The 24872-nt window shown below is 72.2% G+C and carries 21 protein-coding genes and 5 pseudogenes; 15 read left to right on the top strand and 11 right to left on the bottom strand.

Annotation, left to right across the window (positions count from 1 at the left end; genetic code table 11):
* Positions 1-245 precede the first annotated feature (245 nt).
* The gene (locus tag ACWD26_RS21800) at positions 246-1091 is read left to right on the top strand and encodes a hypothetical protein (protein ID WP_451272757.1); all 846 of its coding nucleotides are present in this window, start codon (positions 246-248) and stop codon (positions 1089-1091) included.
* 76 nt (positions 1092-1167) lie between these two features.
* On the opposite strand, the gene ACWD26_RS21795 is transcribed toward ACWD26_RS21800, so the two are convergent.
* The gene (locus ACWD26_RS21795; RefSeq protein WP_451272445.1) at positions 1168-2196 is read right to left on the bottom strand and encodes an aldo/keto reductase; all 1029 of its coding nucleotides are present in this window, start codon (positions 2194-2196) and stop codon (positions 1168-1170) included.
* A 124-nt stretch (positions 2197-2320) separates the two neighbouring features.
* Here ACWD26_RS21795 and ACWD26_RS21790 point away from each other — a divergent pair, with 124 nt between their 5' ends.
* Together ACWD26_RS21790 and ACWD26_RS21785 are read left to right on the top strand one after the other, a co-directional pair.
* The gene (locus ACWD26_RS21790) at positions 2321-2995 is read left to right on the top strand and encodes a response regulator (protein ID WP_451272443.1); all 675 of its coding nucleotides are present in this window, start codon (positions 2321-2323) and stop codon (positions 2993-2995) included.
* Between the two features lie 36 nt (positions 2996-3031).
* A complete protein-coding gene (locus ACWD26_RS21785; RefSeq protein ID WP_451272441.1) occupies positions 3032-4222 on the top strand; it encodes a cytochrome P450 family protein in 1191 nt (396 codons plus the stop codon).
* A 277-nt stretch (positions 4223-4499) separates the two neighbouring features.
* On the opposite strand, the gene ACWD26_RS21780 is transcribed toward ACWD26_RS21785, so the two are convergent.
* Positions 4500-5510 carry a Gfo/Idh/MocA family protein gene (locus ACWD26_RS21780; RefSeq protein WP_451272439.1) on the bottom strand — a complete coding sequence of 337 codons (1011 nt, stop codon included), beginning with the start codon at positions 5508-5510 and terminating at the stop codon, positions 4500-4502.
* A 129-nt stretch (positions 5511-5639) separates the two neighbouring features.
* Between ACWD26_RS21780 and ACWD26_RS21775 the strand changes: the two genes are divergently transcribed.
* From ACWD26_RS21775 to ACWD26_RS21760, 4 genes are all read left to right on the top strand, one after another.
* Entirely contained in the window at positions 5640-6377 is a 738-nt protein-coding gene (locus ACWD26_RS21775; protein ID WP_451272755.1) for a GntR family transcriptional regulator, read from the top strand.
* Between the two features lie 136 nt (positions 6378-6513).
* Positions 6514-7659, top strand: coding sequence for an ROK family glucokinase (locus ACWD26_RS21770; RefSeq protein ID WP_152172533.1), 1146 nt, complete (start codon positions 6514-6516; stop codon positions 7657-7659).
* The gene (locus ACWD26_RS21765) at positions 7656-8237 is read left to right on the top strand and encodes a sugar kinase (RefSeq protein WP_451272436.1); all 582 of its coding nucleotides are present in this window, start codon (positions 7656-7658) and stop codon (positions 8235-8237) included. Before ACWD26_RS21770 ends, ACWD26_RS21765 begins: the two co-directional genes overlap by 4 nt.
* A gap of 136 nt (positions 8238-8373) precedes the next feature.
* Positions 8374-11214 carry a DEAD/DEAH box helicase gene (locus ACWD26_RS21760; RefSeq protein WP_451272434.1) on the top strand — a complete coding sequence of 947 codons (2841 nt, stop codon included), beginning with the start codon at positions 8374-8376 and terminating at the stop codon, positions 11212-11214.
* 77 nt (positions 11215-11291) lie between these two features.
* On the opposite strand, the gene ACWD26_RS21755 is transcribed toward ACWD26_RS21760, so the two are convergent.
* Complete coding sequence (locus tag ACWD26_RS21755) at positions 11292-11480, bottom strand: hypothetical protein (RefSeq protein ID WP_451272777.1); 189 nt, start codon at positions 11478-11480, stop codon at positions 11292-11294.
* On the opposite strand from ACWD26_RS21755, the gene ACWD26_RS21750 reads away from it, so the two are divergent.
* Complete coding sequence (locus tag ACWD26_RS21750) at positions 11430-13754, top strand: SWIM zinc finger family protein (RefSeq protein WP_451272753.1); 2325 nt, start codon at positions 11430-11432, stop codon at positions 13752-13754. The genes ACWD26_RS21755 and ACWD26_RS21750 overlap by 51 nt on opposite strands.
* A 297-nt stretch (positions 13755-14051) precedes the next feature.
* Here the strand turns inward: ACWD26_RS21750 and ACWD26_RS21745 are convergent, their stop codons facing one another.
* Entirely contained in the window at positions 14052-14966 is a 915-nt protein-coding gene (locus ACWD26_RS21745) for an alpha/beta fold hydrolase (RefSeq protein ID WP_451272432.1), read from the bottom strand.
* Positions 14967-15020: 54 nt separating this feature from the next.
* On the opposite strand from ACWD26_RS21745, the gene ACWD26_RS21740 reads away from it, so the two are divergent.
* Positions 15021-15431: a MerR family transcriptional regulator gene (locus ACWD26_RS21740; protein WP_451272430.1), complete on the top strand. Its 411-nt coding sequence runs from the start codon at positions 15021-15023 to the stop codon at positions 15429-15431.
* A 58-nt stretch (positions 15432-15489) separates the two neighbouring features.
* On the opposite strand, the gene ACWD26_RS21735 is transcribed toward ACWD26_RS21740, so the two are convergent.
* Together ACWD26_RS21735 and ACWD26_RS21730 are read right to left on the bottom strand one after the other, a co-directional pair.
* Positions 15490-15894 (bottom strand): hypothetical protein, encoded by a 405-nt coding sequence (locus ACWD26_RS21735; protein ID WP_451272428.1) that lies wholly within the window; start codon positions 15892-15894, stop codon positions 15490-15492.
* A 122-nt stretch (positions 15895-16016) separates the two neighbouring features.
* Positions 16017-16255: pseudogene (locus tag ACWD26_RS21730) on the bottom strand (glycosyltransferase); the annotation flags it as partial.
* Between the two features lie 115 nt (positions 16256-16370).
* Here ACWD26_RS21730 and ACWD26_RS21725 point away from each other — a divergent pair.
* Positions 16371-17129 carry a response regulator transcription factor gene (locus ACWD26_RS21725; protein WP_451272426.1) on the top strand — a complete coding sequence of 253 codons (759 nt, stop codon included), beginning with the start codon at positions 16371-16373 and terminating at the stop codon, positions 17127-17129.
* 2 nt (positions 17130-17131) lie between these two features.
* Positions 17132-18245, top strand: a pseudogene (locus ACWD26_RS21720) (sensor histidine kinase).
* Positions 18246-18275: 30 nt separating this feature from the next.
* Here the strand turns inward: ACWD26_RS21720 and ACWD26_RS21715 are convergent.
* Positions 18276-18930 (bottom strand): annotated as a pseudogene (locus tag ACWD26_RS21715) (NAD-dependent epimerase/dehydratase family protein).
* Between the two features lie 223 nt (positions 18931-19153).
* Here ACWD26_RS21715 and ACWD26_RS21710 point away from each other — a divergent pair.
* From ACWD26_RS21710 to ACWD26_RS21700, 3 genes are all read left to right on the top strand, one after another.
* Positions 19154-19714 (top strand): DM13 domain-containing protein, encoded by a 561-nt coding sequence (locus ACWD26_RS21710; protein ID WP_451272424.1) that lies wholly within the window; start codon positions 19154-19156, stop codon positions 19712-19714.
* An 87-nt stretch (positions 19715-19801) separates the two neighbouring features.
* A complete protein-coding gene (locus ACWD26_RS21705; RefSeq protein ID WP_451272422.1) occupies positions 19802-20194 on the top strand; it encodes a metalloregulator ArsR/SmtB family transcription factor in 393 nt (130 codons plus the stop codon).
* Complete coding sequence (locus ACWD26_RS21700) at positions 20191-20682, top strand: SRPBCC family protein (protein WP_451272420.1); 492 nt, start codon at positions 20191-20193, stop codon at positions 20680-20682. Before ACWD26_RS21705 ends, ACWD26_RS21700 begins: the two co-directional genes overlap by 4 nt.
* Positions 20683-20859: 177 nt before the next feature.
* Here the strand turns inward: ACWD26_RS21700 and ACWD26_RS21695 are convergent, their stop codons facing one another.
* From ACWD26_RS21695 to ACWD26_RS21685, 3 genes and pseudogenes are all read right to left on the bottom strand, one after another.
* Positions 20860-21585: a dienelactone hydrolase family protein gene (locus tag ACWD26_RS21695; protein ID WP_451272418.1), complete on the bottom strand. Its 726-nt coding sequence runs from the start codon at positions 21583-21585 to the stop codon at positions 20860-20862.
* Between the two features lie 179 nt (positions 21586-21764).
* Positions 21765-21965: pseudogene (locus ACWD26_RS21690) on the bottom strand (dihydrofolate reductase family protein); the annotation flags it as partial.
* A gap of 32 nt (positions 21966-21997) precedes the next feature.
* Positions 21998-22117, bottom strand: a pseudogene (locus ACWD26_RS21685) (VOC family protein); the annotation flags it as partial.
* Between the two features lie 313 nt (positions 22118-22430).
* Between ACWD26_RS21685 and ACWD26_RS21680 the strand changes: the two are divergent.
* Positions 22431-23702, top strand: a complete 1272-nt coding sequence (locus ACWD26_RS21680) for an MFS transporter (RefSeq protein ID WP_451272416.1) — start codon at positions 22431-22433, stop codon at positions 23700-23702.
* A gap of 144 nt (positions 23703-23846) precedes the next feature.
* Here ACWD26_RS21680 and ACWD26_RS21675 read toward each other — a convergent pair whose 3' ends face one another.
* Entirely contained in the window at positions 23847-24776 is a 930-nt protein-coding gene (locus ACWD26_RS21675) for a LysR family transcriptional regulator (RefSeq protein WP_451272414.1), read from the bottom strand.
* Positions 24777-24872 lie beyond the last annotated feature (96 nt).

The following is a 24872-nucleotide window of genomic DNA, read 5'->3' as shown; positions in this document are numbered from 1 at the left end:
CCGTACGAGCCTGACGAGCCGTAGGACTCGCGCGAGCCAATCGGCACCGACGCCTCGGGAGGGACAGCAGAGTGAGTTTCGGGGGACACAATCCGTACCAGCCGCCCCGGCCACCACACGGAGGGCCGTACCCCACGCCGCCACCGGGCCCGTACGTCGCGCCCCAGCCGGGCCCGGCGTACGGCCCCAACCCCCCTCACCCGTACGGGCCTTACCCCTATGTCCCCGCACCGCCGCCCACCCTGGTGCGGCGGATGCGGGAGGACGAGTGGCCGCCGCTGAGGGAGTTCCTGAGCGGGCTGCGGCTGCACGGCTGTCTGTGGGCGATGGCCGTGATGTGCGCGTGGCCGCTGGTGGTCGGCCTGCTGGTGGGCTACCCGCTCGCCCGCTCGGCCCGCCGCCCGGCCCGGCGGGTCTTCCCCTCCCGCGCACGCCACCGCCTGGTGGACGACGACGTGGCGCGGCTGCAGCGCAGGCGGGCCTGGACGGCGACCGTGATGTCCCTGCTGATCCTGGCGGCGTACGGCAAGCCCGAGGACGTGGACCAGGCGCAGCAGCAGTTCATGATGCGGCTGGTCATCAGCCCTTGGCTGCTGCTCCTCAGCGCACCCGTGGTCGTCGCGGCCCTCTTCCGCTCCTCCTCGCCGACCGCACGCCGGGCCATGCGCCCCCATCTGCGTACCGCCGGGAAATCGGCGCTGTGGTACGTGGGCGCCTTCACGACGGTCCCCGTCCTCATCGGGGCGATCTACTACGCGGACAACCACATGGGCGAGGACGTGGGGGTGTGGGGGCCGCTCGTCCTCCTCGTGCCGCTGCTCTGGGTGCTGCTCTTCATCGCCTTCGCCTCCGGACCCGCCGTGCGCAGCGCCTTCAACACCGTCGATGTGCACCCGGCGCTCCCGGCGCTGCTCACCGGCGCCCTGGTGTGGGAGTTCTCCGCCATCAACCTGGCCGTCGGCGGGCTGCCGCCGGGCCCGCCCCAGGTCCAGCTCGCCGCCCTCATCGGCGGCCCGGCCTCGGTGACGGCCGTCGCGTGGTGGGAGATCCACCGGCTGCGCACCCGGCACGGGGTGCGACTGCGCGGCTGAGGGCCAACTCCGGTCGGTCGGGCCGTACATGAGAGGGCCACGTACGGACCCACGACCGAACGGCCACGCGCTGCCCTCAAGTCGTACGCGGCACCACGCGCTGCCCCGCCGAGCCGTACACCCACGCCGACGCCTCGTCGATGAAGTCGCCGGGGAAGCCGCGGCGGAAGCCGGTGGCCTCCTCCAGCCGGGCCAGCACCTCCTCGGGGAGGACGAGCCGGGCGGCGCCGAGGTTGTCCATGAGCTGCTCGACACGGCGGGCGCCGAGGATGGGGTGCACGGCGGGGGAGTGCGCCATGGTCCAGGCGATGGCGATCTGGGCCGGGGTGGCGTCGAGGTCGTCCGCGGCGGCCTGCACGGCCTCCGCCACCGCCCGCTCCCGCTCCCCGATCGCCTCGGCGGACAGCCGGGTCGCGGTGCCGGCGGCCACCCCGCCCGGGCGGGTGTACTTGCCCGACAGGATGCCGTTCTGCAGGGGGCTCCAGGCCGCGACCGACATGCCGAACGCCTCCGCCATCGGCAGCAGTTCACGCTCGATGTCCCGGTTGAGCAGGCTGTACGGCACCTGGAGCGCCGACAGCGCCGACCAACCCCGCCATTCCGCGAGGGTGTTGGCGCGCGAGACCACCCAGGCCGGAGCGTCCGAGATACCGACGTAGAGGACCTTCCCGGACCGTACGGCGTCGTCGAGGGCGCGCATCGTCTCCTCGACCGGGGTGTTCCGGTCCCAGATGTGCACCCAGTAGAGGTCGACGTAGTCGGTGCCCAGACGCCTCAGGCTCGTCTCCAGCGACAGCGCGAGATTCTTGCGGTGGTTGCCCGCCGCGTTGGGGTCGGTGCCGTCGCGCGAGACGGTGTACTTGGTGGACAGCACGAACCGGTCACGCCGCCCCTTGAGCAGCTCACCGACGATGCGCTCGCTCTCCCCGCCCCGGTAGTTGACCGCCGTGTCGATCACATTGCCGCCGGCCTCCGCGTACACGTCGAGGATGCGCGCGCACTCCTCCCGGGGCGCGCCCACCCCGCCCTGCTCCCCGAACGTCATGGCGCCGAGGAACAGCTCGGAGACGCGGAGCCCGGTCCGGCCCAGGAGTCGGTAACGCACCCAAAACCTCCGTCAGTTGAATGCCGTACCGGCCGACACTAACGGGTCGGCGCATGACAACGCGGCGGTCCCCGACGAAGCGTCATTACGGTAGCCCCATGACCGACATCCGAACGGTGGGCCGATGACCGCGATCCGACTGCTCCTCGTCGACGACGACCCCCTTGTCCGCGCCGGACTGACCTTCATGCTGGGCGGCGCCGACGACATCGAGATCGTGGGCGAGGGAGCCGACGGTGACGAGGTGGACGCCCTCGTCGACCGTACGCGCCCCGACGTCGTCCTCATGGACATCCGGATGCCGACTGTCGACGGTCTCGCGGCCACCGAGCGGCTCCGCGGCCGCGCGGACGCGCCCCAGGTCGTCGTCCTCACCACCTTCCACGCCGACGACCAGGTCCTGCGCGCCCTGCGCGCGGGCGCCGCCGGATTCGTCCTCAAGGACACCCCGCCCGCCGAGATCGTCGCAGCGGTACGGCGGGTCGCGGCCGGTGATCCCGTGCTCTCGCCCGCCGTCACCCGCCAGCTCATGGCACACGCCGCCGGCAGCGCCCAGGACACCCGCCGCACGCACGCCCGTTCCCGCGTCGCCGCCCTCAACGACCGCGAACGCGAGGTCGCCGTCGCCGTCGGCCGGGGCGCCTCCAACGCCGAGATCGCCGGCGAACTCTTCATGAGCGTCGCCACCGTCAAGACCCATGTCTCCCGCATCCTCACCAAGCTCGACCTCAACAACCGTGTGCAGATCGCCCTGTTGACGTACGACGCGGGACTGCTGGAGGAGGACGGGCACTCCTGAGTGACACCGCCCGTTGTCACGGGCGAGGGGGAATTCATGAGGCGTGGGCATGTGATCGATCTGGGGGCGTACGGACCGGCGTTCACCGAGGACCCGCATCCGGTGTACGCCGAACTGCGGGCGCGCGGCCCCGTGCACCGGGTGCGGCTGCCGAAGCCGGAGGTCCACCACGAGGTCTGGCTCGTGGTCGGGTACGAGGAGGCGCGGGCGGCGCTCGCCGATCCCCGGCTGGCGAAGGACGGCTCGAAGATCGGGGTGACCTTCCTCGACGAGGAGCTGATCGGCAAGTATCTGCTGAACTCGGACCCACCCCAGCACACCCGGCTGCGCGGGCTGATAGCCCGGGAGTTCACCGCGCGCCGGGTCGAGCAACTGCGGCCCAGGGTGCGGGAGATCACCGACTCGCTGCTGGACGCGATGCTGCCGCTCGGCCACGCCGACCTGGTGGAGTCGTTCGCGTACCCGCTGCCGCTCACCGCCATCTGCGAGCTGCTCGGCGTGCCCGAGTTCGACCGGGCGGCCTTCCGCAAGCTGTCCACGGAAGTGGTGGCACCGACCAGCGGCGAGCACGAGTACGAGTCCATCGTTCAACTCGCGGCTTATCTCCGTGAGTTGATCGAGGACAAGCGCTGTTCCCCGCCCGCCGACGACCTGCTGAGCGCCCTGATCCGGACGACCGCCGAGGACGGCGACCGGCTGTCCGCCGACGAACTGCGCGGCATGGCCTTCATCCTCCTCATCGCCGGCCACGAGACCACCGTCAACCTCATCACCGGCGCCGTCCACGCGCTCCTCACCCACCCCGCGCAACTCGCCGAGGTGCGGGCCGACCCGAGCCTCGTCGACGCGGTCGTGGAGGAGACCCTGCGCCATGAGGGCCCGGTGGAGAACGCGACGTTCCGCTACGCGGCCGAGCCCCTGGAGATAGGCGGTACGGCCATCCCGGCGGGCGACTCGGTGATGATCGGCCTGACCGCCGCCGACCGCGACGGCGGCCGCTATCCGGCCCCCGACCGTTTCGACATCCACCGGGACACCCGCGGCCATCTCGCCTTCGGCCACGGCATCCACTACTGCCTCGGCGCGCCCCTGGCCCGCCTGGAGGCCCGCGTGGCTCTGCGCGCCCTCCTGGAGCGCTGCCCCGACCTGACCTTGGACGGTCCACCGGGCGAATGGCTGCCGGGCATGCTGATACGGGGGGTACGGAGCCTGCCGCTGCGGTGGTGAGGGCGATTTCCCGCCCCCGCCGCCCCTACCCGTCCCATCCAGGGGCTGCGCCCCTTCGACCCCCATCCGCGGGTCCGGTGGGGGCTGGTCGCGCAGTTCCCCGCGGCCCTGAAAAGCAAAGCAGGGGCTGCGCCCCGCTTCGCTTTTCGGCCCGCAGGGGCCGGGTCTTTGTCTTTTAGGGGCGCGGGGAACTGCGCGAGAAGCCCCACCCACCCGCACCCGACAACGCGCGAACCGTTCGGCCCTGGGCGGAAGCCCTGCGCTCCGGAGGCGTGGGCTACTCCCGGCCGCCCGGGATCTCGCCCAGGTTGACCGGGCGGTGCTCCAGCCGGGACAACTCGCACGCCTCGGCGACCCGCAGCGCCTGCAGCGCCTCCCGGCCGTCGCACGGATTCGCCCGCTCCCCGCGCACCACCTCGACGAACGCGGCGATCTCGGCCTCGTACGCGGAGGCGAAGCGCTCCAGGAAGCCGGTCCACGGCTTGTCGGCGGGCGGCGGCCCGGTCGGCTCGGTGGACGCTACCGGCGTACGGTCGTCCAGTCCGACCACCACGGTGTCCAGCTCCCCCGCCAGCTCCAGGCGCACGTCGTACCCGGCCCCGTTCACCCGCGCCGCCGTGGCCGTGACGAGCGTCCCGTCCTCCAGCGTGAGCACGGCGGCCGCCGTGTCGACGTCGTGCGCCTCCCGGAACATCGGGTGCCCGGCGTCCGACCCGGTGGCGTACACGGTGGCGACCTCGCGCCCCGTCACCCACCGCACGATGTCGAAGTCGTGGATCAGACAGTCCCGGTAGATCCCGCCGGAGATCGGCAGGTACTCCGGGGGCGGCGGCGTCTGATCGGCCGTCAGCGCCCGTACGGTGTGCAGCCGCCCGAGCCGGCCCGCGCGCACCGCCTCACGCGCGGTGACATACCCCGAGTCGAAGCGCCGCTGGAAACCCATCTGCAGCACGGTCCCGGCCGCGTCGACCTCGGCCAGCGCGCTTAACGTGCCCGGCAGATCCACCGCGATGGGTTTCTCGCAGAACACCGGGAGCCCCGAGCGTGCTGCCCGACCGATCAGTTCGCCGTGGGCCGAGGTCGCGGCCGTTATCACCACGGCGTCCACACCCCAGGTGAAGATCTCGTCCACGCCCGGCGCCACCGTCTCACCGAGGCGATCCGCGAGGTCATGGGCCCGAGTCGTATCGACGTCCGTGATGATCAAAGAGCCGACATCGCGGTGGCGGCTGAGCGTGGTCGCGTGGAACGTCCCGATGCGACCCGCTCCGATGAGTCCGATGCGCATGGGAAACAAAGTGCGGTCGCACCTGCCACCGTGTCAATGGATTGTCCGGACAACCGAACTACGCAACTTCCCGTCAACAAGCACCGGGGCTACGCTCGGCCCGTGCCGAAACCAGAAGTGGATCCGACCGTGTCGCTCCAGCTCAGCGTCGACCGCAGCAGCCCGGTCCCGCTCTACTTCCAGCTGTCCCAGCAGCTGGAGGCCGCGATCGAGCACGGCGAGCTGACCCCGGGCAGTCTGCTGGGCAACGAGATCGAGCTGGCCGCACGCCTGGGCCTGTCCCGCCCCACCGTCCGCCAGGCCATCCAGTCCCTCGTGGACAAGGGCCTGCTCGTACGCCGCCGGGGCGTGGGCACCCAGGTCGTCCACAGCCAGGTCAAACGCCCCCTGGAACTCAGCAGCCTCTACGACGACCTGGAAGCCGCCGGCCAGCGCCCCGCCACCCGCGTCCTGGTCAACACCACCGTCACCGCCTCCGCCGAGGTCGCCGCCGCCCTCGCCGTCGCCGAGGGCAGCGAAGTCCACCGCATCGAGCGACTCCGTCTGGCCCACGGCGAACCCATGGCCTACCTCTGCAACTACCTCCCCACCGACCTCCTCGACCTCGGTTCCCCCCAACTCGAAGCCACCGGCCTCTACCGCCTCATGCGCGCCGCGGGCATCACCCTCCACAGCGCCCGCCAGACCATCGGCGCGAGAACGGCCACGGCGGAGGAGGCCGACCGCCTGACCGAGCCCGAGGGCGCCCCCCTCCTGACCATGCAGCGCACGACGTTCGACGACACGGGCAGAGCGGTCGAATACGGCACCCACATCTACCGGGCCTCGCGCTACTCGTTCGACTTCCAGCTGCTGGTGAGGTCATAGAAGAGGGCACCTCCTGCCTTTAAGGGGCGCGGGGAACCGCGCGACCAGCCCCCACTCACCCGCACCCGAAAACAAAGAGGCGGCACCCCCTGCCCCCACGCCCCACCCAGCGGAGCGTTAAGGCAGAATCGGCCCGATGAGCACTTACCGCGACTTCACCCACCGCGGCTCCGCGCGGGCCACCGTCCTGCGGACCGTGGGAACGCGCGAGCGCCGCTCCCACCTGACGGCCCCCCGCGTCCCCACCGTCGGCATCGACATCGGCGGCACGAAGGTGATGGCGGGCGTCGTGGACGCCGACGGCAACATCCTGGAGAAGCTCCGCACGGAGACCCCGGACAAGTCCAAGAGCCCCCAGGTCGTCGAGGACACCATCACGGAGCTGGTCCTGGACCTCTCCGACCGGCACGACGTGCACGCCGTCGGCATCGGCGCCGCCGGCTGGGTCGACGCGGACCGCAACCGCGTCCTGTTCGCCCCCCACCTGTCCTGGCGCAACGAGCCGCTGCGCGACCGTCTCGCCGGCCGCCTCGCCGTGCCCGTGCTGGTCGACAACGACGCCAACGCCGCCGCCTGGGCCGAGTGGCGCTTCGGCGCCGGCCGCGACGAGGACCACCTGGTCATGATCACGCTCGGCACCGGCATCGGCGGCGCGATCCTGGAGGACGGGCAGGTCAAGCGCGGCAAGTTCGGCGTCGCGGGCGAGTTCGGCCATATGCAGGTCGTGCCGGGAGGCCACCGCTGCCCGTGCGGCAACCGCGGCTGCTGGGAGCAGTACAGCTCCGGAAACGCCCTGGTCAGAGAGGCCCGCGAACTCGCTGCGGCCGACTCCCCGGTGGCGTACGGGATCATCGAGCACGTCAAGGGGAACATCGGCGACATCACCGGGCCGATGATCACGGAACTGGCCCGCGAGGGCGACGCCATGTGCATCGAGCTGCTCCAGGACATCGGCCAGTGGCTCGGCGTCGGCATCGCCAACCTGGCCGCCGCCCTCGACCCGTCCTGCTTCGTCATCGGCGGCGGCGTCTCGGCCGCCGACGACCTGCTGATCGGCCCGGCCCGGGACGCCTTCCGCCGTCATCTCACCGGCCGCGGCTACCGCCCCGAGGCCCGTATCGCCCGCGCCCAGCTCGGCCCGGAGGCCGGCATGGTGGGCGCCGCCGACCTCGCCAGACTCGTCGCCCGCCGCTTCCGCCGGGCCAACCGGCGCCGGGTGGAGCGGTACGAGCGCTACGCGCGGTACGTGGAGGCCCGCCGTACCACCCAGGACTCCGCATGACCGCCGCCGTGCCGCACCAGGGCTCCTCGCCGGAGGAGCCCGAGCAGCCCACCGAGAACCGCCGCCGCAGGATCCGCCGCCGGGCGATCACCCTGGCGATCATCGTGCTGCTCATCGGCGTACCGGCCGGTTATCTGGTGATCTCCGCCAACCAGAGCCGCGACAGCGGCAAGGACAAGGAGAAGAAGTACTCGGCGACCGGCCTCACCGCCCACTGGCCCTCCCGGGTCCAGCAGCGCCTCTACCAGGTGCCGATCCCACCGTACTCCAAGCACGTCGCGTACTACGAGACGAACAACTGGAAGACCAGCCGTCTCTACGTGCAGTTCTATACGAGCAACGAGGGCCTGGAGAGCTTCCTCAACCAGATCGGCCTCAGCACGGACGACCTCGAGGACGACGAGATCGCCGTCAACGCCCGCGACCGGCGGATCGTCGGCTGGGACTTCACCGGCTCCGGCCCCTGGTACGGCCTCGTCAACGACCAGAAGAACCCCGCCCCCACCCATGACATCGTCGTGAACCGGTCCAACCCGGACCATCCGATGGTGTACGTGGTGTCGCGAACGGTGCCCTGACCTGGGGAAACCCCTGTGCGGACGTGCTCGCGCACGGCCGTCGGGGCCCGTTGTCAGACCCCGCCCGTAGAGTCGGAGACAGCTGATCGGAGCCGGTGACGGCTCATCCGACCGAAGGACGGGAGGTGACCGACGTATGCGGGACATGGCTGTTCCCGAGGCCGACACGGCCGTCCCCGCGCGGCCGGCCGTCCCCGTCCGGCTGGCCGCCGTCTTCCTGCCCGCGCCGCTGCCCCGCCACGGCCGGTTCGCCTTCTGGGACCCGGAGGGCGGCGCGGAGCCGCCCCCCGGAGACACCGAGGACCTCACGGTCGTACGACGGCACGGCTCCGGAGCCCGCAGAGGCACCGTCCCCGCCGTGTGCCTTCCGGTCGGCCAAGCCCTGCCCCTGCTCACCCGAGCCCGGCGCGACCCGGCCGCCCACCCCGCCACCGCCTGCTGGGGAGCGGCCGCCCTGCACGCGCTGCGACTGATCGCCCGGGGGCGCCTGCTGCCCGGACTGACCGCCGAGGGGTACGACGCGTGGCGGGCGGGACCGCTCGACCCGGACGACATCGCGCACCTCAGAGCCGTCGCCGCGGCACTGCCGTACGAGGGCCACGCCGTGCCGCTGCCCGGCAAGGGGCCGCTGCGGCTGCCCGAGCCTGAGCCGTTGATGCGGTCCTTCCTGGATGCGGTCGCCGACACCCTGCCACGCGGCCCGGCGGCGCCGTACGTCTCCGGGAAACCGTTCGCGGCGCACGCCGGACAGCGGTTGCCGCACGCCCGTGACTGGGCGGCCGAGGTCGCCGCGGGCATGGACGCGGGCGTACGCGTCTCGCTGCGCCTCGACCTGTCCGCGTACGACCTCTTCGACGACAGCGAGCGGGCACCGAGGGCGGGCGCGGCCGTCGTCCAGGTGCACAGCCTCGCCGACCCCACCCTCGTCGTCGACGCGGCGGCACTGTGGGCGGGTGACGCGGACGCGGCGTTCGGGCCCCGCGCGCGCGTGGACGCCGCCCTCGCCGTACGCCGCGCGGCCCGCGTCTGGCCGCCCCTGGACCGGCTCTCCGAGCAGGACGTACCCGATGTCCTCGCCCTCTCCGAGGACGAGCTGTCCGACCTGCTGGGCGTCGCCGCCACCCGGCTCGGCGCGGCCGGCGTCGCCGTGCACTGGCCCAGGGACCTGGCCCACGACCTCAGCGCCCGCGCCGAGGTACGCCCGGCGCCCGGCTCCGCCACGGACGGCACCGGCTTCTTCGAGGGCGAGGAACTGCTGCGGTTCCGCTGGCAGTTGGCGCTCGGCGGCGATCCGCTGACCGAGGCCGAGATGGACACGCTCGCCGAGGCACACCGACCGATCGTCCGCCTCCGCGACCAGTGGGTCCTCGTCGACCCGGCCCTCGTCCGCAAGGCCCGCAAGCGCGAACTGGGCCTGCTCGACCCGGTGGACGCCCTCTCCGTGGCCCTCACCGGCACCGCCGAGGTCGACGGGGAGACGGTGGAAGCGGTACCGGTCGGGGCACTGGCAGCCCTCCGCGACCGCCTCACGGCCGGCATCGGCCCGGTCGACCCGCCCCCGGGCCTGACCGCCACCCTGCGCGACTACCAACTCCGGGGCCTGGCCTGGCTGGACCTCATGACCTCCCTGGGCCTCGGCGGCTGTCTCGCCGACGACATGGGCCTCGGCAAGACGGTCACGGTCATCGCCCTGCATCTGCGCCGGGCCCGCCGAGAGCCCACCCTGGTCGTCTGCCCCGCCTCCCTGCTGGGCAACTGGCAGCGGGAGATCACCCGTTTCGCCCCCGGCGTGCCCGTACGCCGCTTCCACGGCCCCGACCGCACCCTGGACGACCTCGACGGCGGCTTCGTCCTCACCACCTACGGCACCATGCGCTCGGCGGCCCCGCTCCTCGCCCGACAGGAGTGGGGCATGGTCGTCGCCGACGAGGCCCAGCACGTCAAGAACCCCTACTCGGCGACGGCGAAGGCCCTGCGCACGATCCCGACGCCCGCGCGCGTGGCCCTCACCGGCACCCCCGTCGAGAACAACCTCTCCGAGCTCTGGGCCCTCCTCGACTGGACGACCCCCGGGCTCCTCGGCCCGCTGAAGTCCTTCCGCGCCCGCCACGCCCGCGCCGTGGAGAACGGCGAGGACGAGGAGGCCGTGACCCGTCTCGCCCGCCTGGTCCGGCCCTTCCTCCTCCGCCGCAAGAAGTCCGACCCGGGCATCGTCCCCGAACTCCCGCCCAAGACCGAGACCGACCACCCCGTCCCCCTCACCCGCGAACAGGCCGCGCTCTACGAGGCCGTGGTCCGCGAGTCGCTGCTGGCCATCGAGACGGCGGAGGGCATCGCCCGCCGGGGCCTGGTCCTGAAACTCCTGGGCGCCCTGAAGCAGATCTGCGACCACCCGGCGCTGTATCTGAAGGAGGAGGCGGGAGCCGCCGCCGGGGACCGCCTCGCCGCCCGCTCCGGCAAACTCGCCCTGCTGGACGAGCTGTTGGACACGCTGCTCTCAGAGGACCGCTCCGCGCTGGTCTTCACCCAGTACGTCGGCATGGCCCGCCTGATCACCGCGCATCTCGCCGACCGCGCCGTCCCGGTCGAGCTGCTGCACGGCGGCACGCCCATCAGGGACCGCGAGCAGATGGTGGACCGCTTCCAGAGCGGAGCGACGCCGGTCCTGGTGCTGTCCCTGAAGGCGGCCGGCACCGGTCTGAACCTCACCCGAGCGGGCCATGTCGTCCACTTCGACCGCTGGTGGAACCCGGCCGTCGAGGAACAGGCCACCGACCGCGCCTACCGCATCGGCCAGACCCAGCCCGTCCAGGTCCACCGCCTCATCACCGAGGGCACCATCGAGGACCGCATCGCCGAGATGCTGGAATCCAAGCGGGCCCTCTCCGACGCCATCCTCGGCTCCGGCGAGGCGGCCCTCACGGAGCTGACGGACCGCGAGCTGACCGACCTGGTGTCGTTGCGGAGGTCGGCGTGAGCGGGGGAGCGGGGACGCCGAGGGGTGCGGAGGGGTGCGCCGAAGAGCGGTCGGGCCTTCGGGAGGAGACCCGGGTTTCACCGGCCGACGAGGTACAGGCGGTGGGTCAGGAGGTCGCGGCGGTAGATCCGGACGTAGAGGCGGTAGGGCTGGGAGGCGCTGACGGGCCGGATGCCGGATCCGGTCCCCGCCCTGCCGATGCGGCCCGCCGGGCGTTGCGGGCCGCGCGGGAACGGGACAGGTACGGGGCCGAGGCCGGTGATCAACGCGCTTCGCGCTCCGCGCGCGGTGCCGGTGCTGGTGCCGCTCCCGGTGGAACGAAGCCGGACGCGGAGTCCGGGGAGCGGACCGGAGCTTGTGCCGCTCGGCCCGGTGACGTGGCGCGGAATGCGTTGCGTAGGGCTGCGGAGTCCCGGGGGGCTGGGTTCGGGGAGCCGGCGGGAGAGCGAGGTGCCGCGGAGTCGGCAGAGGAACGTGGCGCCGCCGAGTCGGTGACGCGGAGCTCTGCTGAGGGGCGGGCGACGGAGCGTACTCCTGCTGACGCGGGGGCCTCCCCGCTCGGTGAAGGGCCCGCTTCCGGCGCCGGCCCCAGTGGAGCGGCCCAGTCCGGTGCTCGTCCTGGCGACATCGCCCGGGAGGCTTTGCGGGCCGCGCGTGACGCGGCTGAGCGGGCACGCGCCGAGGCGGAGGGCGCGCGAGCCGAGACGGCGGGCAAGGGAAGCCGGGCCTCCAGGAGAGCCGCTAGCGGAGAGCGGGTTCCACGGGGCGCCACCGCGGGCGATCGGGCTTCGGGGGTCCAGGGCCGGGACGAACGGGGCTCGGGAACCCGGCTCCCGGACGCGGACGCGGACGCGGACGACCGGGGTTCGGCCAAGCGGGTCCGGGACGTACACACACTGCTCGCAGATGCCTTCAAGTTGCCCTCAGAGGTGGAGGAATCCGACGAGGCCTTTGCCGAGGGGACGGACACCGAGCGGGGCGGAGGCGGGGTGGCGGCGACCGGCACGGGCGCGCCCCACGACCGCGCGACGCACGGCTACGCCGGTCATGGCTACGCCACGCGGGAACCTTCCCTGGGGATGGGCGGGCCCTTTGGCCGGCGGCCCGGTTCGGGTTCGTCAGCCGTGCCCGATCCCGAAGCCGGCCCCGCCCCCGAATCCGCTCCCTCTCCCGCGCCCGACCCCGCTCCCACTCGTGTCCCGCGCACCATGGCCGCCCCCTCCCGCGACGGCGAACTGCGGCGAACCTTCCGGCCGTTCCCGCCGCGCGCCTCGGCCGGGGAGGCGTTCGCGGAGAGCTGGTGGGGCAACGCGTGGGTGGCGGCGCTGGAGGAGGGCGCGTTGGACGCGGCGCGGCTGGCGCGTGGGCGGGCGTATGCCGACAAGGGGCACGTGGACGCGATCACCGTCACGCCGGGGCTGGTGCTGGCGTATGTGCACGGGAGCAGGCCTCGGCCGTACCGGGTGCAGGTCCGCCTGCGAACACTGGACGACGACGAATGGGACCGTTTCCTGGACGCGGCTGCGGAACAGCCGGGGCACATCGCCGCCCTGCTGCACAAGGAGATGCCACAAGCCCTCGCCGGACCCGAGCCGGGCGTCGCGGTCGATCCCGCACTCGCACCCCGCCCTGGTACCGGAGCCGCGCGCGGTGGTGGACGGGGCGTGCGGCTGTTGCCCGGGCCCGGGGAGCTCGAACCCCGTTGCAGCTGCCCGGACTTCGGGCACCCGTGCAAGCACGCGGCAGCGCTCTGCTACCAGACGGCACGCCTGCTGGACGAGGACCCCTTCGTCCTGCTGCTTCTGCGGGGCCGGGGCGAGCGGGAGCTGCTTGACGCGCTGTCGCGGCGGAACGCGGCCCGTGCGGCCCGTGCCGCTCAGGAACAGGAGCCCGCACCGCTTCCGGGTGTTCGGGCCCGGGACGCCCTCGCCCGGCGCGACCTCCCGCCGTTGCCCGGCCCCTTGCCCCCGCCCCCGCATCCGGAACAGCCGCCGGTCTATCCGGGCGCGCCCGGCGGCCCCGACCCGTTGGCCTTGGACCAGTTGGCCACCGACGCGGCCGCACGGGCACACGCGTTGCTCACCACGGGACGCGACCCCGTGGCCGAACTGACGCTGTGGCAGGACGCGGTACGACTCGCCGCCGCCCGCCCCGGCTCCGGTCTCACCGCCACCACCCGCGTCCTGTACTCCTCCCTGGCGGCGGCGACCGGCCGCACCCCGGCCGACCTGGCCCGCGCGGTCGCCGCGTGGCGCCAGGGCGGCCTCGAAGGACTGGCCGTGCTGGAGGAACCCTGGGACCCGCCGGCCGGCCGCTTCGACCGCGCCCGCCCCCTGCTCCTCGCAGCCGACCTCCCGGCCTTCCGCCCCTGGCACAACCACCTCACCCACCCCCGCGGTCACATCCAACTCCGCCTCGGCCGCGACGGACTCTGGTACGCCTACGAGTCCGAACCGGGCCACGACGACTGGTGGCCGAGAGGCACACCCGACCTCGACCCGGTGGGCGCGCTGACGGGCCTGGGAGCGACCGACGACTGACGACACCGACTGACGACTGACGACATCGGGGACACGCTCCTCGTATCCACGGCGGGCACGTCGCCGGGGGCAGGTCTCGTATCCGCCCGTTGTGAGCCGAACCGCGGGCGGTACGTCGTCGAGGGAATCGCGGACCGTGCCGGCGCCTTCGGTGTCCACGGGCGCGTAGCGGACGGTGAAGGCCACGTCCCACCGCGCGGAAGTCGTTGGACAGCGGGGCGAGGCCGTGCGGGGCCCCATCGCCTACCGGCCCCTCAGTGACTCCGCCGACATCACCGGCTCGGGTCGGCGAGACGGTCACCGTTTCGCTTCGTCGGCGCGTTGTTCCCACTCCTTCGTGCCCTTGCTCTCGCCCGTGACGGATGGGGCAAGCCAGTCGCCGAGCGCGCGCGACACACGCGACGGCGTCTCGACAGGGGCAAGGTGCCCCACCTTGCCCAGTGTGATCACGGGTGGCCTTCCGGGGAGCAGGTCTTGCAACCGAGCGGCCTGCTCGACAGGAAGCCAGGGGTCCTGCTCACCCCAGCCGATCGTCACCGCGCAGCTCACCTGCGGGAGGAGCTCCGCGACCGGCCGAGTGTGCTCAGGCCGGAGCGCGGCGATCTGACGGTAGAAGGCCGACTGACCCGACGCCCCCAACCACGGCTGACTCAGTGCGTCTACCCAGCTGGCTGTCAACTGGTGACGTGCCGCACCGGCGATGTACTCCTTGACCAGGGCCGTGTGGAGCGCGGCCGGCAGTTCCATGAAGACGTCGGCATGGTCGCCGACCAGGCGGAAGAACGGCGACCCCCACGGATCGAGCGTCAACGCGTCCCAGAGGAACAGACTCACGTACTCACTGTCATGAAGCAGGTGAGCCCCGAGCGCGACGGCTCCTCCGATGTCGTGTGCGACGACGTACGGCCTGTCCAGACGCCAGTACGTGAGCAGCTGGGCGAACCGCGACATCTGGGAGGCCAGATCGACCGGTACTGCCGGGTCCTTCGGTGATCGGCCGTAGCCGGGCATGTCCCACAGGAACACCCGATGACTGCTGCTCAGCTGCTGTGCGGCCGCTGCCCAGACCCGTGACGACCACGGCGTGCCGTGACAGAACACCACGTCCCCCAGCGGAGCCCGACGCTCGGGAGCCAGTACGTATGTGGCGATGTTCGCCTCACCGACGGTGACGTGGACAGGTTCCGGCAGCTTCGGTTCCCTCGTGTTCATACGGCGAAGCTAGAACCTCAGGTCGACCTGAGGTCAAGCAGGGACAATGGCCGTATGAAGATAGGAGAAGTCGCTCACCGGCTCGGGGTAGCGGTGCATGTGCTGAGGCACTGGGACGCTGTAGGTGTCGTCGTGCCCGACCGCACACCGTCAGGCCGGCGCGACTACAGCGAGGAGCACCTCCATCGCCTGCGGGTCCTGCGGGCATGCCAGAGCGTCGGCATGAGCCTGCCGGAGATCCGGCAGGTCCTGCACAGAGGTGAACCAGAGAGAACGGGCGCGATCGAGCGGCGACTCCACCGGATCCGGACGCAACGAGCACAACTCGAGGACGCCGAATGCTTCCTCGTGCACGTGATCAACTGTGAGCACGATCTGCTCACCAGGTGCGCTTCGTGCACGAGATACGCCACAAGCGTCCCCCTGCGGGAGAACGAGCGAATGACGCCGCCGACAACGCCCTGACCGCGGCAACTGGTGCTGTCCGCGATGAGAACGAGCGCCCGGCGCGCCGCCGGGACCTTCACCAGCCGGTGAGGAGCAGGTGGTTGAGGAGCAGCGCGAGGAACACCACGAGCACCAGCAGGGCCAGGCGGACTTCGGCGGAGGGCCGGGACATGTCCGGGACGGGCGAGGGCCGTTCGCGCGCCGGGACCGGACGGAGCCCCTCGCGCCCCTGGGCGAGTACGGCCGCGAGCCGACGCAGGCCCGCCGCGGTGGCTGGGCCGACCACCAGCACCGCGCAGGCGAGGTTCGCCCACACCCAGTAGCCGTACGGGCGGAAGCCGCCCGCTCCTTGGTAGCAGCGCTCGGCCAGCAGGTGGTACGCGTCCCACCAGTCGAGGCCGGCGAGCGTGAACGCCAGCGGTACGACGGCCGTTCCGGCGAACAGGAAGGGCAGTGCCCTGGGCCTCCTCCGCCCGAGCACCAGCACCTGGCCCCGGTCACCGCGAACAGTGTGAGCCCGTACGAGAGTTAGCAGGTCAGGCCGAACAACAGGCCCGCGCCGAACGCGGCGGTCCACGACCGGCGTGTCGCCCGTGCCGTCACCGCAAGGGAGAGCCCGGTGTGGCAGGCGGCGCCGAAGCCGCGGCGCGGTTCGTGGACCACGCTCGCACCCAGTTCGGGGCGATGTCCGCCGAGCCGTCGGTCGAGCCGTTGTCCACGACGAGGGCGCGCCATCCGGCGGGGATCTTGGCCAGCACCCAGGGCAGGGCCCCCGCCTCGTCCAGGCAAGGAAGCACGACGTCGACGTCCGAGGGAGGGGGAGAGGTAGTCACGGCTTTCACCCTACGAGGACGAAACTCGCATACCGGACTTCGTGTTCTTGCGAAACGCGGACGTCAAGGCGCCTTCGCACAATCCGGTCGGTCCGGACGCGGGACGAGGTGCGAGGCTGACCGCATGGAACAGCAACCGAGCGGACCGGCAGCCGCGCGCGTGCTGGTGGTGGACGACGACCCCACGGTCGCCGAGGTCGTCACCGGATACCTCGACCGGGCCGGATACGCGGTGGACCGCGTCGGGGACGGACCCGCCGCGCTGGCTCACGCCGCCGCGCACTGGCCCGACCTGGTCGTGCTGGACCTGATGCTGCCCGGCATGGACGGCCTGGAAGTGTGCCGTCTGCTGCGGACGCGTGGCCCGGTGCCGGTCATCATGCTCACCGCGCGCGGCGACGAGGACGACCGCATCCTGGGACTGGAAGTGGGCGCCGACAACTATGTGACCAAGCCGTTCAGCCCGCGCGAACTGGTCCTGCGCGTCGAGTCGGTGCTGCGCCGCGCACGGCCCGCCCCGGACACCCGCCTCCTGAGCTCGGCCGGTCTCTCCATGGACCCGGCTGCCCGACGCGCCACCCGTGACGGCGCCGAACTCGCCCTGATCCTACGCGAGTTAGACCTCCTCGCCTTCTTCCTCCGCAACCCGGGCCGCGCCCACAGCCGCGAGGACCTGATGCGCGAGGTGTGGGGCTGGGACTTCGGTGACCTGTCCACGGTCACCGTCCATGTCCACCGACTGCGCGGCAAGATCGAGGACGATCCGGCGCGGCCCCGGCTGATCCAGACGGTGTGGGGCGTCGGCTACCGCTTCGATCCCAATCGCACACCGACCGACGACGAGCAGCCCGACCGGCCCTACCGGCGTGGCGGAAAGGACTGACGATGAACGCCACCCTGCTCATCGCGCTGTACGCGTTCCTCGGCGCCGGCGCGGCCGGACTGCTGGGCGCGCTCGCGCTGTGGCCGCTGCGCCGCCGCTTGCTCACCGCGTCACTCACCGTCGTGGCCGCCGTTGCCGTGGCCGCCATGCTCGCCGGCACCCTCGCCGTCGCGTGGGCGATGTTCCTCTCCCCGCACGACCTGAGCGTCGTCACCACGGTCGTCGCGATGGCCGCCGTCGTCTCGCTGGCCACCGCGCTGCTGCTCGGCCGCTGGGTCGTGGCCCGCAGCCGCGCCCTCCAGATCGCCGCCCGCTCGTTCGGCGACGGCGGCGACTTCACGGCCCCCGACGGCCCCGCCACCGCCGAACTCGCGGCACTGTGCGCCGAGTTGGCCACCACGAGCGCCAAGCTCGCCGCGTCCAGGGAACGCGAACGCGCCCTGGAGTCCTCCCGACGTTGAACTGGTCGCCTGGATTTCCCGCGACCTGCGCACCCCACTGGCGGGTCTGCGCGCGATGGCCGAGGCCCTGGAGGACGGGGTCGCCGCCGACCCCCACCGCTACCTGAAGCAGATCCGCACCGAGGTCGAAAGCCTCGACGCCATGGTCGGCGACCTCTTCGAGCTCTCCCGCATCCACGCGGGCAGCCTGACCCTCTCCTTCTCCCGGATGTCGCTGTACGACCTCGTCGGCGACGCCCTGGCGGGTGCCGATCCGCTCGCCCGCGAACACGGGGTGCGGCTCGTCGGCGCCCGCGTCGAACCCGTGCCGGTCGAGGTCGACGGCAAGGAGATGAGCCGCGTCCTCGCCAACCTGCTGGTCAACGCGATCCGCCGGACCCCGGCCGACGGCACGGTCGCGGTGGCGGCCGAGCGGTCCCCGGACGGCGTGGTGCTCTCCGTGACCGACGGCTGCGGCGGCATCGCCGAGGAGGACCTGCCGCGCGTCTTCGACACCGGCTGGCGCGGCACCCACGCCCGCACACCACCGGCCGGCGCGGGCCTGGGGCTCGCCATCGTCCGGGGGATCGTGGAGGCCCACCGAGGGCGGGCCACCGTACGCAACATCCCCGGCGGCTGCCGCTGCGAGGTGGTGCTGCCCGCCGCCGCTTCCTGATCACGGGGAGCACCACCGGTCCAAGGGGTCCTACGAGCCTCGCATCCCGGCCCGCGCGAACTCCCGCATCCCCTCCCCGAACCCGACCTCCGCCTTCCACCCCAGCTCGGCCCGCAGCCGTCGCGAATCGGCGGTGATGTGCCGGACGTCCCACAGCCGGGGCGCCTCTCCGCCTGCGAGCGCCGAACCGCGCTCATCGCGGGCTGGGAGGCGACACCGGCGTACGGCGTGTCGCGGGGCATCCGGGGTCCGCGGCCCCGCGCCTCGGGCACAGCGGCTCGAAGCGTCCGGCCGCGAGGTCGGCGACGTCCCGTGGCCCCGGCCGCACCCCCCCGTGCCGCCCGCACTCGTACCGGTCTTCCCCGTACACCACCATCGACCCCGCGAGCACGAGCCGCCGCACACCCGCTTCCGCCATGGAGGCGAGCAGGACGGTCGTCCCCAGGTCGTTGCGGGAGACGTACTCCGGGGCGTCGGCGAACCCCGTGCCGAGGTCGACCATCGCCGCCTGATGACACACGGCGTCCACACCGTCCAGCGCGCGGGCGACGGCCTCGCGGTCCCGCACGTCCGCTCCCGCGTCCACCGCCACGTCGAATACGACGGGCTCGTGCCCGTGTTCCGCCAACGCGTCGACGACATGGGACCCGATGAGTCCGGCGCCGCCGGTGACCAGTACTCGCACGCGGCCCACGCTGGAACCGGGCGCCGGCCCCGACCCACGGCCACGTCCGGCACGTCACGCTTCCGTAAGACGAGGGCCGGCGTCGGCCCGCTCCTTCGCCCAGGCGTGTACGTCGGATCCGGGACGTAAGGATTTCGTCATCGGTCGAGCCGGGGCAGGGCGACCGCGCAATGCGTTGAATGGGGGCGACGACACGGACTCACGGAACAGAAGAGGGGACGGCATGGTGCGCTTGCGGAGGATGCCGCTGATCACCGGACTGATGGCGGCGGTGTTCGTGGGTGTGGCCACCGGGCTGTACTGGTTCCAGCCGTGGAAACTCTGGCAGGACGAGACGGTGACGGAGTCTTTGCCCGGTGCGGTCGCGGAAGCCTCCCGGGCCCCCGAAGCGAGCCCGGGAACATCGTCCTCCCCCTCGGCGCCGACCGGGCCTGTGACACTGGCGAGCGGCGGGCTGATCAGCCACGAACACACGACAACGGGCGCGGTGAAGCTCGTACGGCTCGCCGACGGCACCCACGTGATCCGGCTGGAGCGGCTCGACACCAGCAACGGCCCCGACCTGCGCGTGTGGCTGACCGACGCCCCGGTGAAGGAGGGACGGGCAGGCTGGCACGTCTTCGACGACGGCGCGTACATCAGCCTCGGCAGGCTCAAGGGCAACAAAGGAAGCCAGAACTACCCGCTGCCCGACGACGTCGACCCCTCCCGCTACACCAGCGTCACCATCTGGTGCGATCGCTTCGACGTCTCCTTCGGCGCCGCGGAACTCGCCGACGCCTGACCGTCGAGGGGGCCCGGCGGAGCGCTCTTCGGGCCGCGACCTGAAGCCGGCAACCCTGACGTGTAACCTATGGGTTACGCTTCTGGTGTGGATGGACTGAGCGAGGTGGCCGACGCCATCGCCGATCCGGTGCGCAGGGAGATCCTGACGATGCTGCACCGCACCCCGCTGACGGCAGGCGACATCGCCGCCCGGTTCGCCATCAGCCGGCCCGCGGTAAGCCGCCATCTGCGCGTGCTGCGGGAGAGCGGCCTGGTACAGGACCAGCAGATCGGACGCCATCGGCGTTACTCGCTCGTCCGCTCCCGGCTGGGTGAACTCGCCGCCTGGCTCACCCAGTTCGACACCCGTCGTGTCGACTGGTCGCAGCGTCTGGCGGCGTTGGAGACCGAGGTCCACCGCACCCGGCGGGATCGCGGTCGGGCTGAGCCCGCCCACGATCAGCACACAGCGCGCCACACCGAGGAGGACACGGCATGAACCTTGAGCCCACCGGACAACTCGTCCCCACGCCGACGGGACACGACCTGATCCTCACCCGCGTCTACCGCGCCTCCGCCGACGACGTCTGGGCGAGTGTCACCGAGCCGGAGCGCACCGCTCGCTGGTTCGGCCCGTGGCGCGGCCGGGCGGCGCCCGGCCGCACCGTCGAGGTGCAGTTGGTGTTCGAGGAGTCGGCGCCCTGGTGCCCACTGCGGATCGAGGCCTGCGAACCGCCGCACCGACTCGCCGTCTCGATGGAGGACGAGGCCGGATTCTGGTCGATGGAGCTGCTGCTGGCCGAGGCCGACGGCACGACCGAACTCCGGCTGGTCCATCACCTCGCCTCCACAGAGCAGCTCGGCCAGACCGGCCCCGGCTGGGAGTACTACCTGGACATGCTCACCGCCGCACGCACAGGCGGGCCGCGGCCTGACTTCGAGGACTACTACCCCGCGCAAAAGGCGCACTTCGAGTCCCTGGCCTGAGCCTGGCATTGACTTCTGACCTCTGACCTCTGACCTCTGACCTCGGACATCGTGTGACGGCGGCAGGTCAGTTCGACGCGGCCGGTCACCGCCGTCGAGGAGGGCCGGGGCCTGTCCTCGATGGCGGCACAGCGGCCGACACCGCCTACCGTCTGCTGCCCGCCAGACGGTCCGGCCTCACTTCAGGTGTCGGTCCAAGAACCGACACCCGTCCTCCAGCTCGAACCACGGGGTGCCGGTGTGCCCTCCCAGATTGGCGTGCAGCGTCTTCTCCTTGCTGCCGAAGGCGTCGAACAGGTCCAGGGCCCGCTGCCGGGGGTTCCCTTCGTCGTCCCACTGCAGCAGGAACAGCAGCGGAACGGTGACCTGCCGGGCCTCCTCGCGCTGGGCACGGGGCACGTACCCCCCGGCGAAGAAGCCTGCGGCCGCGATGCGCGGCTCGACCACCGCCAGCCGGATGCCGAGGGCGGTCCACCCCCCGGAGTACCCGACCGGGCCGCCGATCCCGGGCAGTTCGAGGAGCGCGTCCAGGGTGGTCCGCCAGTCCGGGACCGCGTTCTCGACCATCGGGCCGATGAGGGACTCGAAGATCTCGTCGACCGGCTCGCCGGCCCGCATCGCCCGCCGGAGGTCGGCACGGGCCTGTTCGTCGGCGGCGGAACGGGGACGGTCACCGCACCCGGCGGCGTCGATGGTGGCCGCCGCGTAGCCGCGCGCCGCGGTGTACCGGGCCCGGGCCACCAGCCGGGGATCCGCCTTGGGCAGGCCGTTGTTGTGGGCCATCAGGACCAGCGGGAGCGGTGCGGCGGATTCGGGCGTCCACAGGGTGCCGGGGATCTCGCCGAGGGTGAATTCGCGCTCGAGGACGCCGTCGTCGAGGCGCTGCTCGGGAGTGAAGCGCATGGTCGTGCCTTTCGGGAGGGCTCGTGAACGGCGCTCCCGGACGACCTACCGCCCGACCGTGACCCCGGAGGGGAGCACCCATGTCGATACTGCGTTCACGGATACCACCTCCTCGATCTCTCGCACGGCCTCCGGGAGATTAGCAACGGTCGCCGTGGACCGCCAACGCGGTGAGCAGCCGCCGCGGGATCGCCGGCGACGAGCTCCCCGGCCGGGCCGGGCACCTCGGAGAGCGTCCGCGAGAAGACGAGGTGACGCAGGTGCGGACAGGCGTCCGCGGCACCGGCCGCCAGGCCGGTCTCGTAGCTTCTGCGGCCCTCCAGGACGGTGTCGAAACGGGTGCCCCGGGTGCCCTCGGCCGTGATGCCCAGTGCCTCTCGTGGAGTGGTCGTCCTGTCCGCGGTGCCGGAGGTCACGTCGTGGGGGAGGCCCACTCCACGAACTGGACGACCACAACGTTGGGTCGGGTGATCTATAAGAGGCGTTCGCCCCACGGCTCTTCACGCAGCGGCATGGTGATGCCGACGCCCGCGACCCCCGGTTTCTCACCTCCAGGCAGAGCTCACCGGAGTCGGCAGCCGGGGCGCCGAGGACGACGTTGTTCAGCACGGCAGCGGCGGTGAGTTCGTGCCGCTCGCCCATCCACGGCGTGGATGAGCCGGATACGGGATTCGGATCGTCCGGAGGATGGCGGCAGGTTCACGGACCGCTCATAGTCGTCCCAACCGCACGCCGCTGTCCGGATCGCAGCCGCCGGTGTGCGGCCCGACCCGGCATGTCGCGCGCCGTCGACGGCGCGCGTGAACGGCATGCCCCGCTCCCGTACACCGCTCCCTGGAGTCGCCATGCCTGGTTCCGTGCCCCCGTCCCCCGCAGCGGTGGACGAGGCCGCTTCGTCGCCCGTAGCCGTCTCGGGCCCGGCCCATCTGCTGCGTGTGACCTTGCTGATGGCCGGCAGCTGCCTGCCCATCCTGGGCGCGGTGCTGATCGCCCCGGTGCTGCCGAAGATGGAGGAGCACTTCGCGTCGACAGCGGGTGTCAAGGCGCTGGTTCCCCTGGCGCTGACCGTTCCGGCGCTGTCGCTGGCGCTGCTGGCCCCGTTCGCCGGGGTGATCGTGGACCGGCTGGGCCGTAGGCGTCTGCTGATCGTGGCGACCGTCCTGTACGCCGTGTTCGGAACGGCACCGCTCTATCTGGACTCGCTGGGCGCGATCATCGCGAGCCGCGCCCTGGTCGGTGTCGCCGAGGCCGCGATCATGACCTGCTGCACGACCCTGATCGGCGACTACTACAGCGGTCACCGGCGGGTGAAGTACCTCGCGCTGCAGACCATGTGTGCCTCCGCGTCGGCCACCGTCTTCTTCGTGCTCGGCGGAGCCGTGGGCTCGGCGGGCTGGAAGGTGCCCTTCTGGGTCTACGCCGTGAGCCTGGTTCTCGCTCCGCTGATGGCCTCCGCCCTGCCCAGCCCGGCGGCCCGCGACGCCGACGCCGACGCCGGTACTCCCGCCGAGGCGACGGTCCACCGTCCCTTCCCCTGGCGGCAGCTGGCAGGCATCTGCGCCCTCACCTTCTTCGGGGCGATGGTCTTCTACGCCGTCCCGGTGGAGATGTCGTACCTGCTCGACGACCTCGGGGTCGAGAACTCCGGAGTGATCGGTCTGGCCACCGCGATCGCCAGTGCCGCCACTGTGGCCGGCGCGGTCACGTTCGCCCGGCTGAAGCGCTCCCCGGACCCGATGCTGCCCGCCGTCTTCGCGGTCTGCGCGGCCGGGTTCGGCGTGATGTTCCTCGCGGGCGACGCGCCGCTGCTGGTCGTCGGAGCGGTGATCAACTGCGTGGGTACGGGCATGCTGCTGCCCGCCCTTCTCACCAGCGCCATGTCCCGGCTGGCGTTCGAGGACCGCGGCCGCGGTACGGGGCTTTGGACGGCGGCCTTCTTCGGCGGTGAGTTCGTCTGCCCGCTGGTGCTGCTCGCCGCGGAGTCGGCGGTCGGCTCTCTCGCCGGCGCGGTGGGCGTCCTGGGGCTGGCCGCCGCCCTCGTCGCGGCGGGACTGCTCGTGGCGCGCCGCCGCGCGGGCGCCGTCGATCCCCGGCCGCTGCCCGAGCAAGTGGCCTGAGAACCGACCGGGCGCGAAACCCGTCGGGGGCCTATCGGGTCCCCCTCGCCCGGCGCCGACGGCGCGCCGTAAGCGCCGGGCCGCGCGACCCCACTGGACACCAGGCGCCTCGGCACGCCGGGGCCGCGCAGCTCAGCGCCCCGCTCACACCGGTGCCGGCCACGCTCCGTCCTCCACCAGCGACGCCCCCACCTCCGCGGCCTTCTGCCGCAGCCAGATATGGGCCGCGTCCTGGGAGTGCACCGGATGCCACCACAGCGCTTCCTGGACCGGTACGGCCTCGAAGGGGCAGGGCAGGACACGCACCGCGGCGGAGCTGACCGCCGTGCGGGCCAGGCGTTCCTGGATCATCGCGACCCGGTGGGTGCCCTCGACCATGTGGGGCAGCAGTTGGAAGGTCTGCACGGAGACCTCGACCCGGGGGCTGATGCCGAGCATGCTCAGCTGACGGGCGGCCGGTGCGTCGTAGGGGCGCTGGTAGACGGCCCAGGGCAGGCGGGCCAGCTGGTCGAGGGTGAGTTCGGTGCCGATCTCGGGGTTGTCGTCGGCGACCAGGCACAGCCAGCGGTCGCTGAAGAGGTCGACGGCGGGGAGGCCGTCGATGACGCCGTGCGGCATCAGCAGTCCGTCGACGGTACTCAGCACCGCCGCGGCGTTCTCCGCGACGGAGGGTGCCGGGTGCTGGAAGGTGAACCGGATCCCGGGCGCCTCCCGGTGCACGGCACGGGCCAGCGCGGAGCCGAACACGGCCACGCCGTAGTCGGAGGCGAGCAGCGTGAACTCGCGTGTCTCGGCGGCCGGGTCGAAGTCGGCCTGGCTGGAGAAGACACGCTCCAGGAGGTCGCAGGCGGTCGCGCTGCGGTCGCGCAGGGCGGCGCCGAGTGGCGTCAGTTCATAGGAGTTGCCGGTCCGGGCGAGCAGTTCGTCGTCGAAATGGCGGCGCAGCCGGGACAGTGCCGCGCTCATCGCGGGCTGGCTCAGCCCTATGCGCTCGCCGGCCCGGGTGACGTTGCGCTCCTCCAGCAGCGCGCGCAGGGCGAGGACCAGATTGAGGTCGAGTCGGGACAGGTTCACCAAGCACCACCCAGCAGCAGCACGGGTATCCATCACATGGATTCGCGCAATCCACAGGATTGATTTCCGTGATTCGTTGATCGGGGTCAGAGTAGA

Source organism: Streptomyces sp. NPDC002787, from assembly GCF_053592095.1.
The sequence above is the reverse complement of the archived record's forward strand: the minus strand, read 5'-3'. Positions and strand labels throughout refer to the sequence as shown.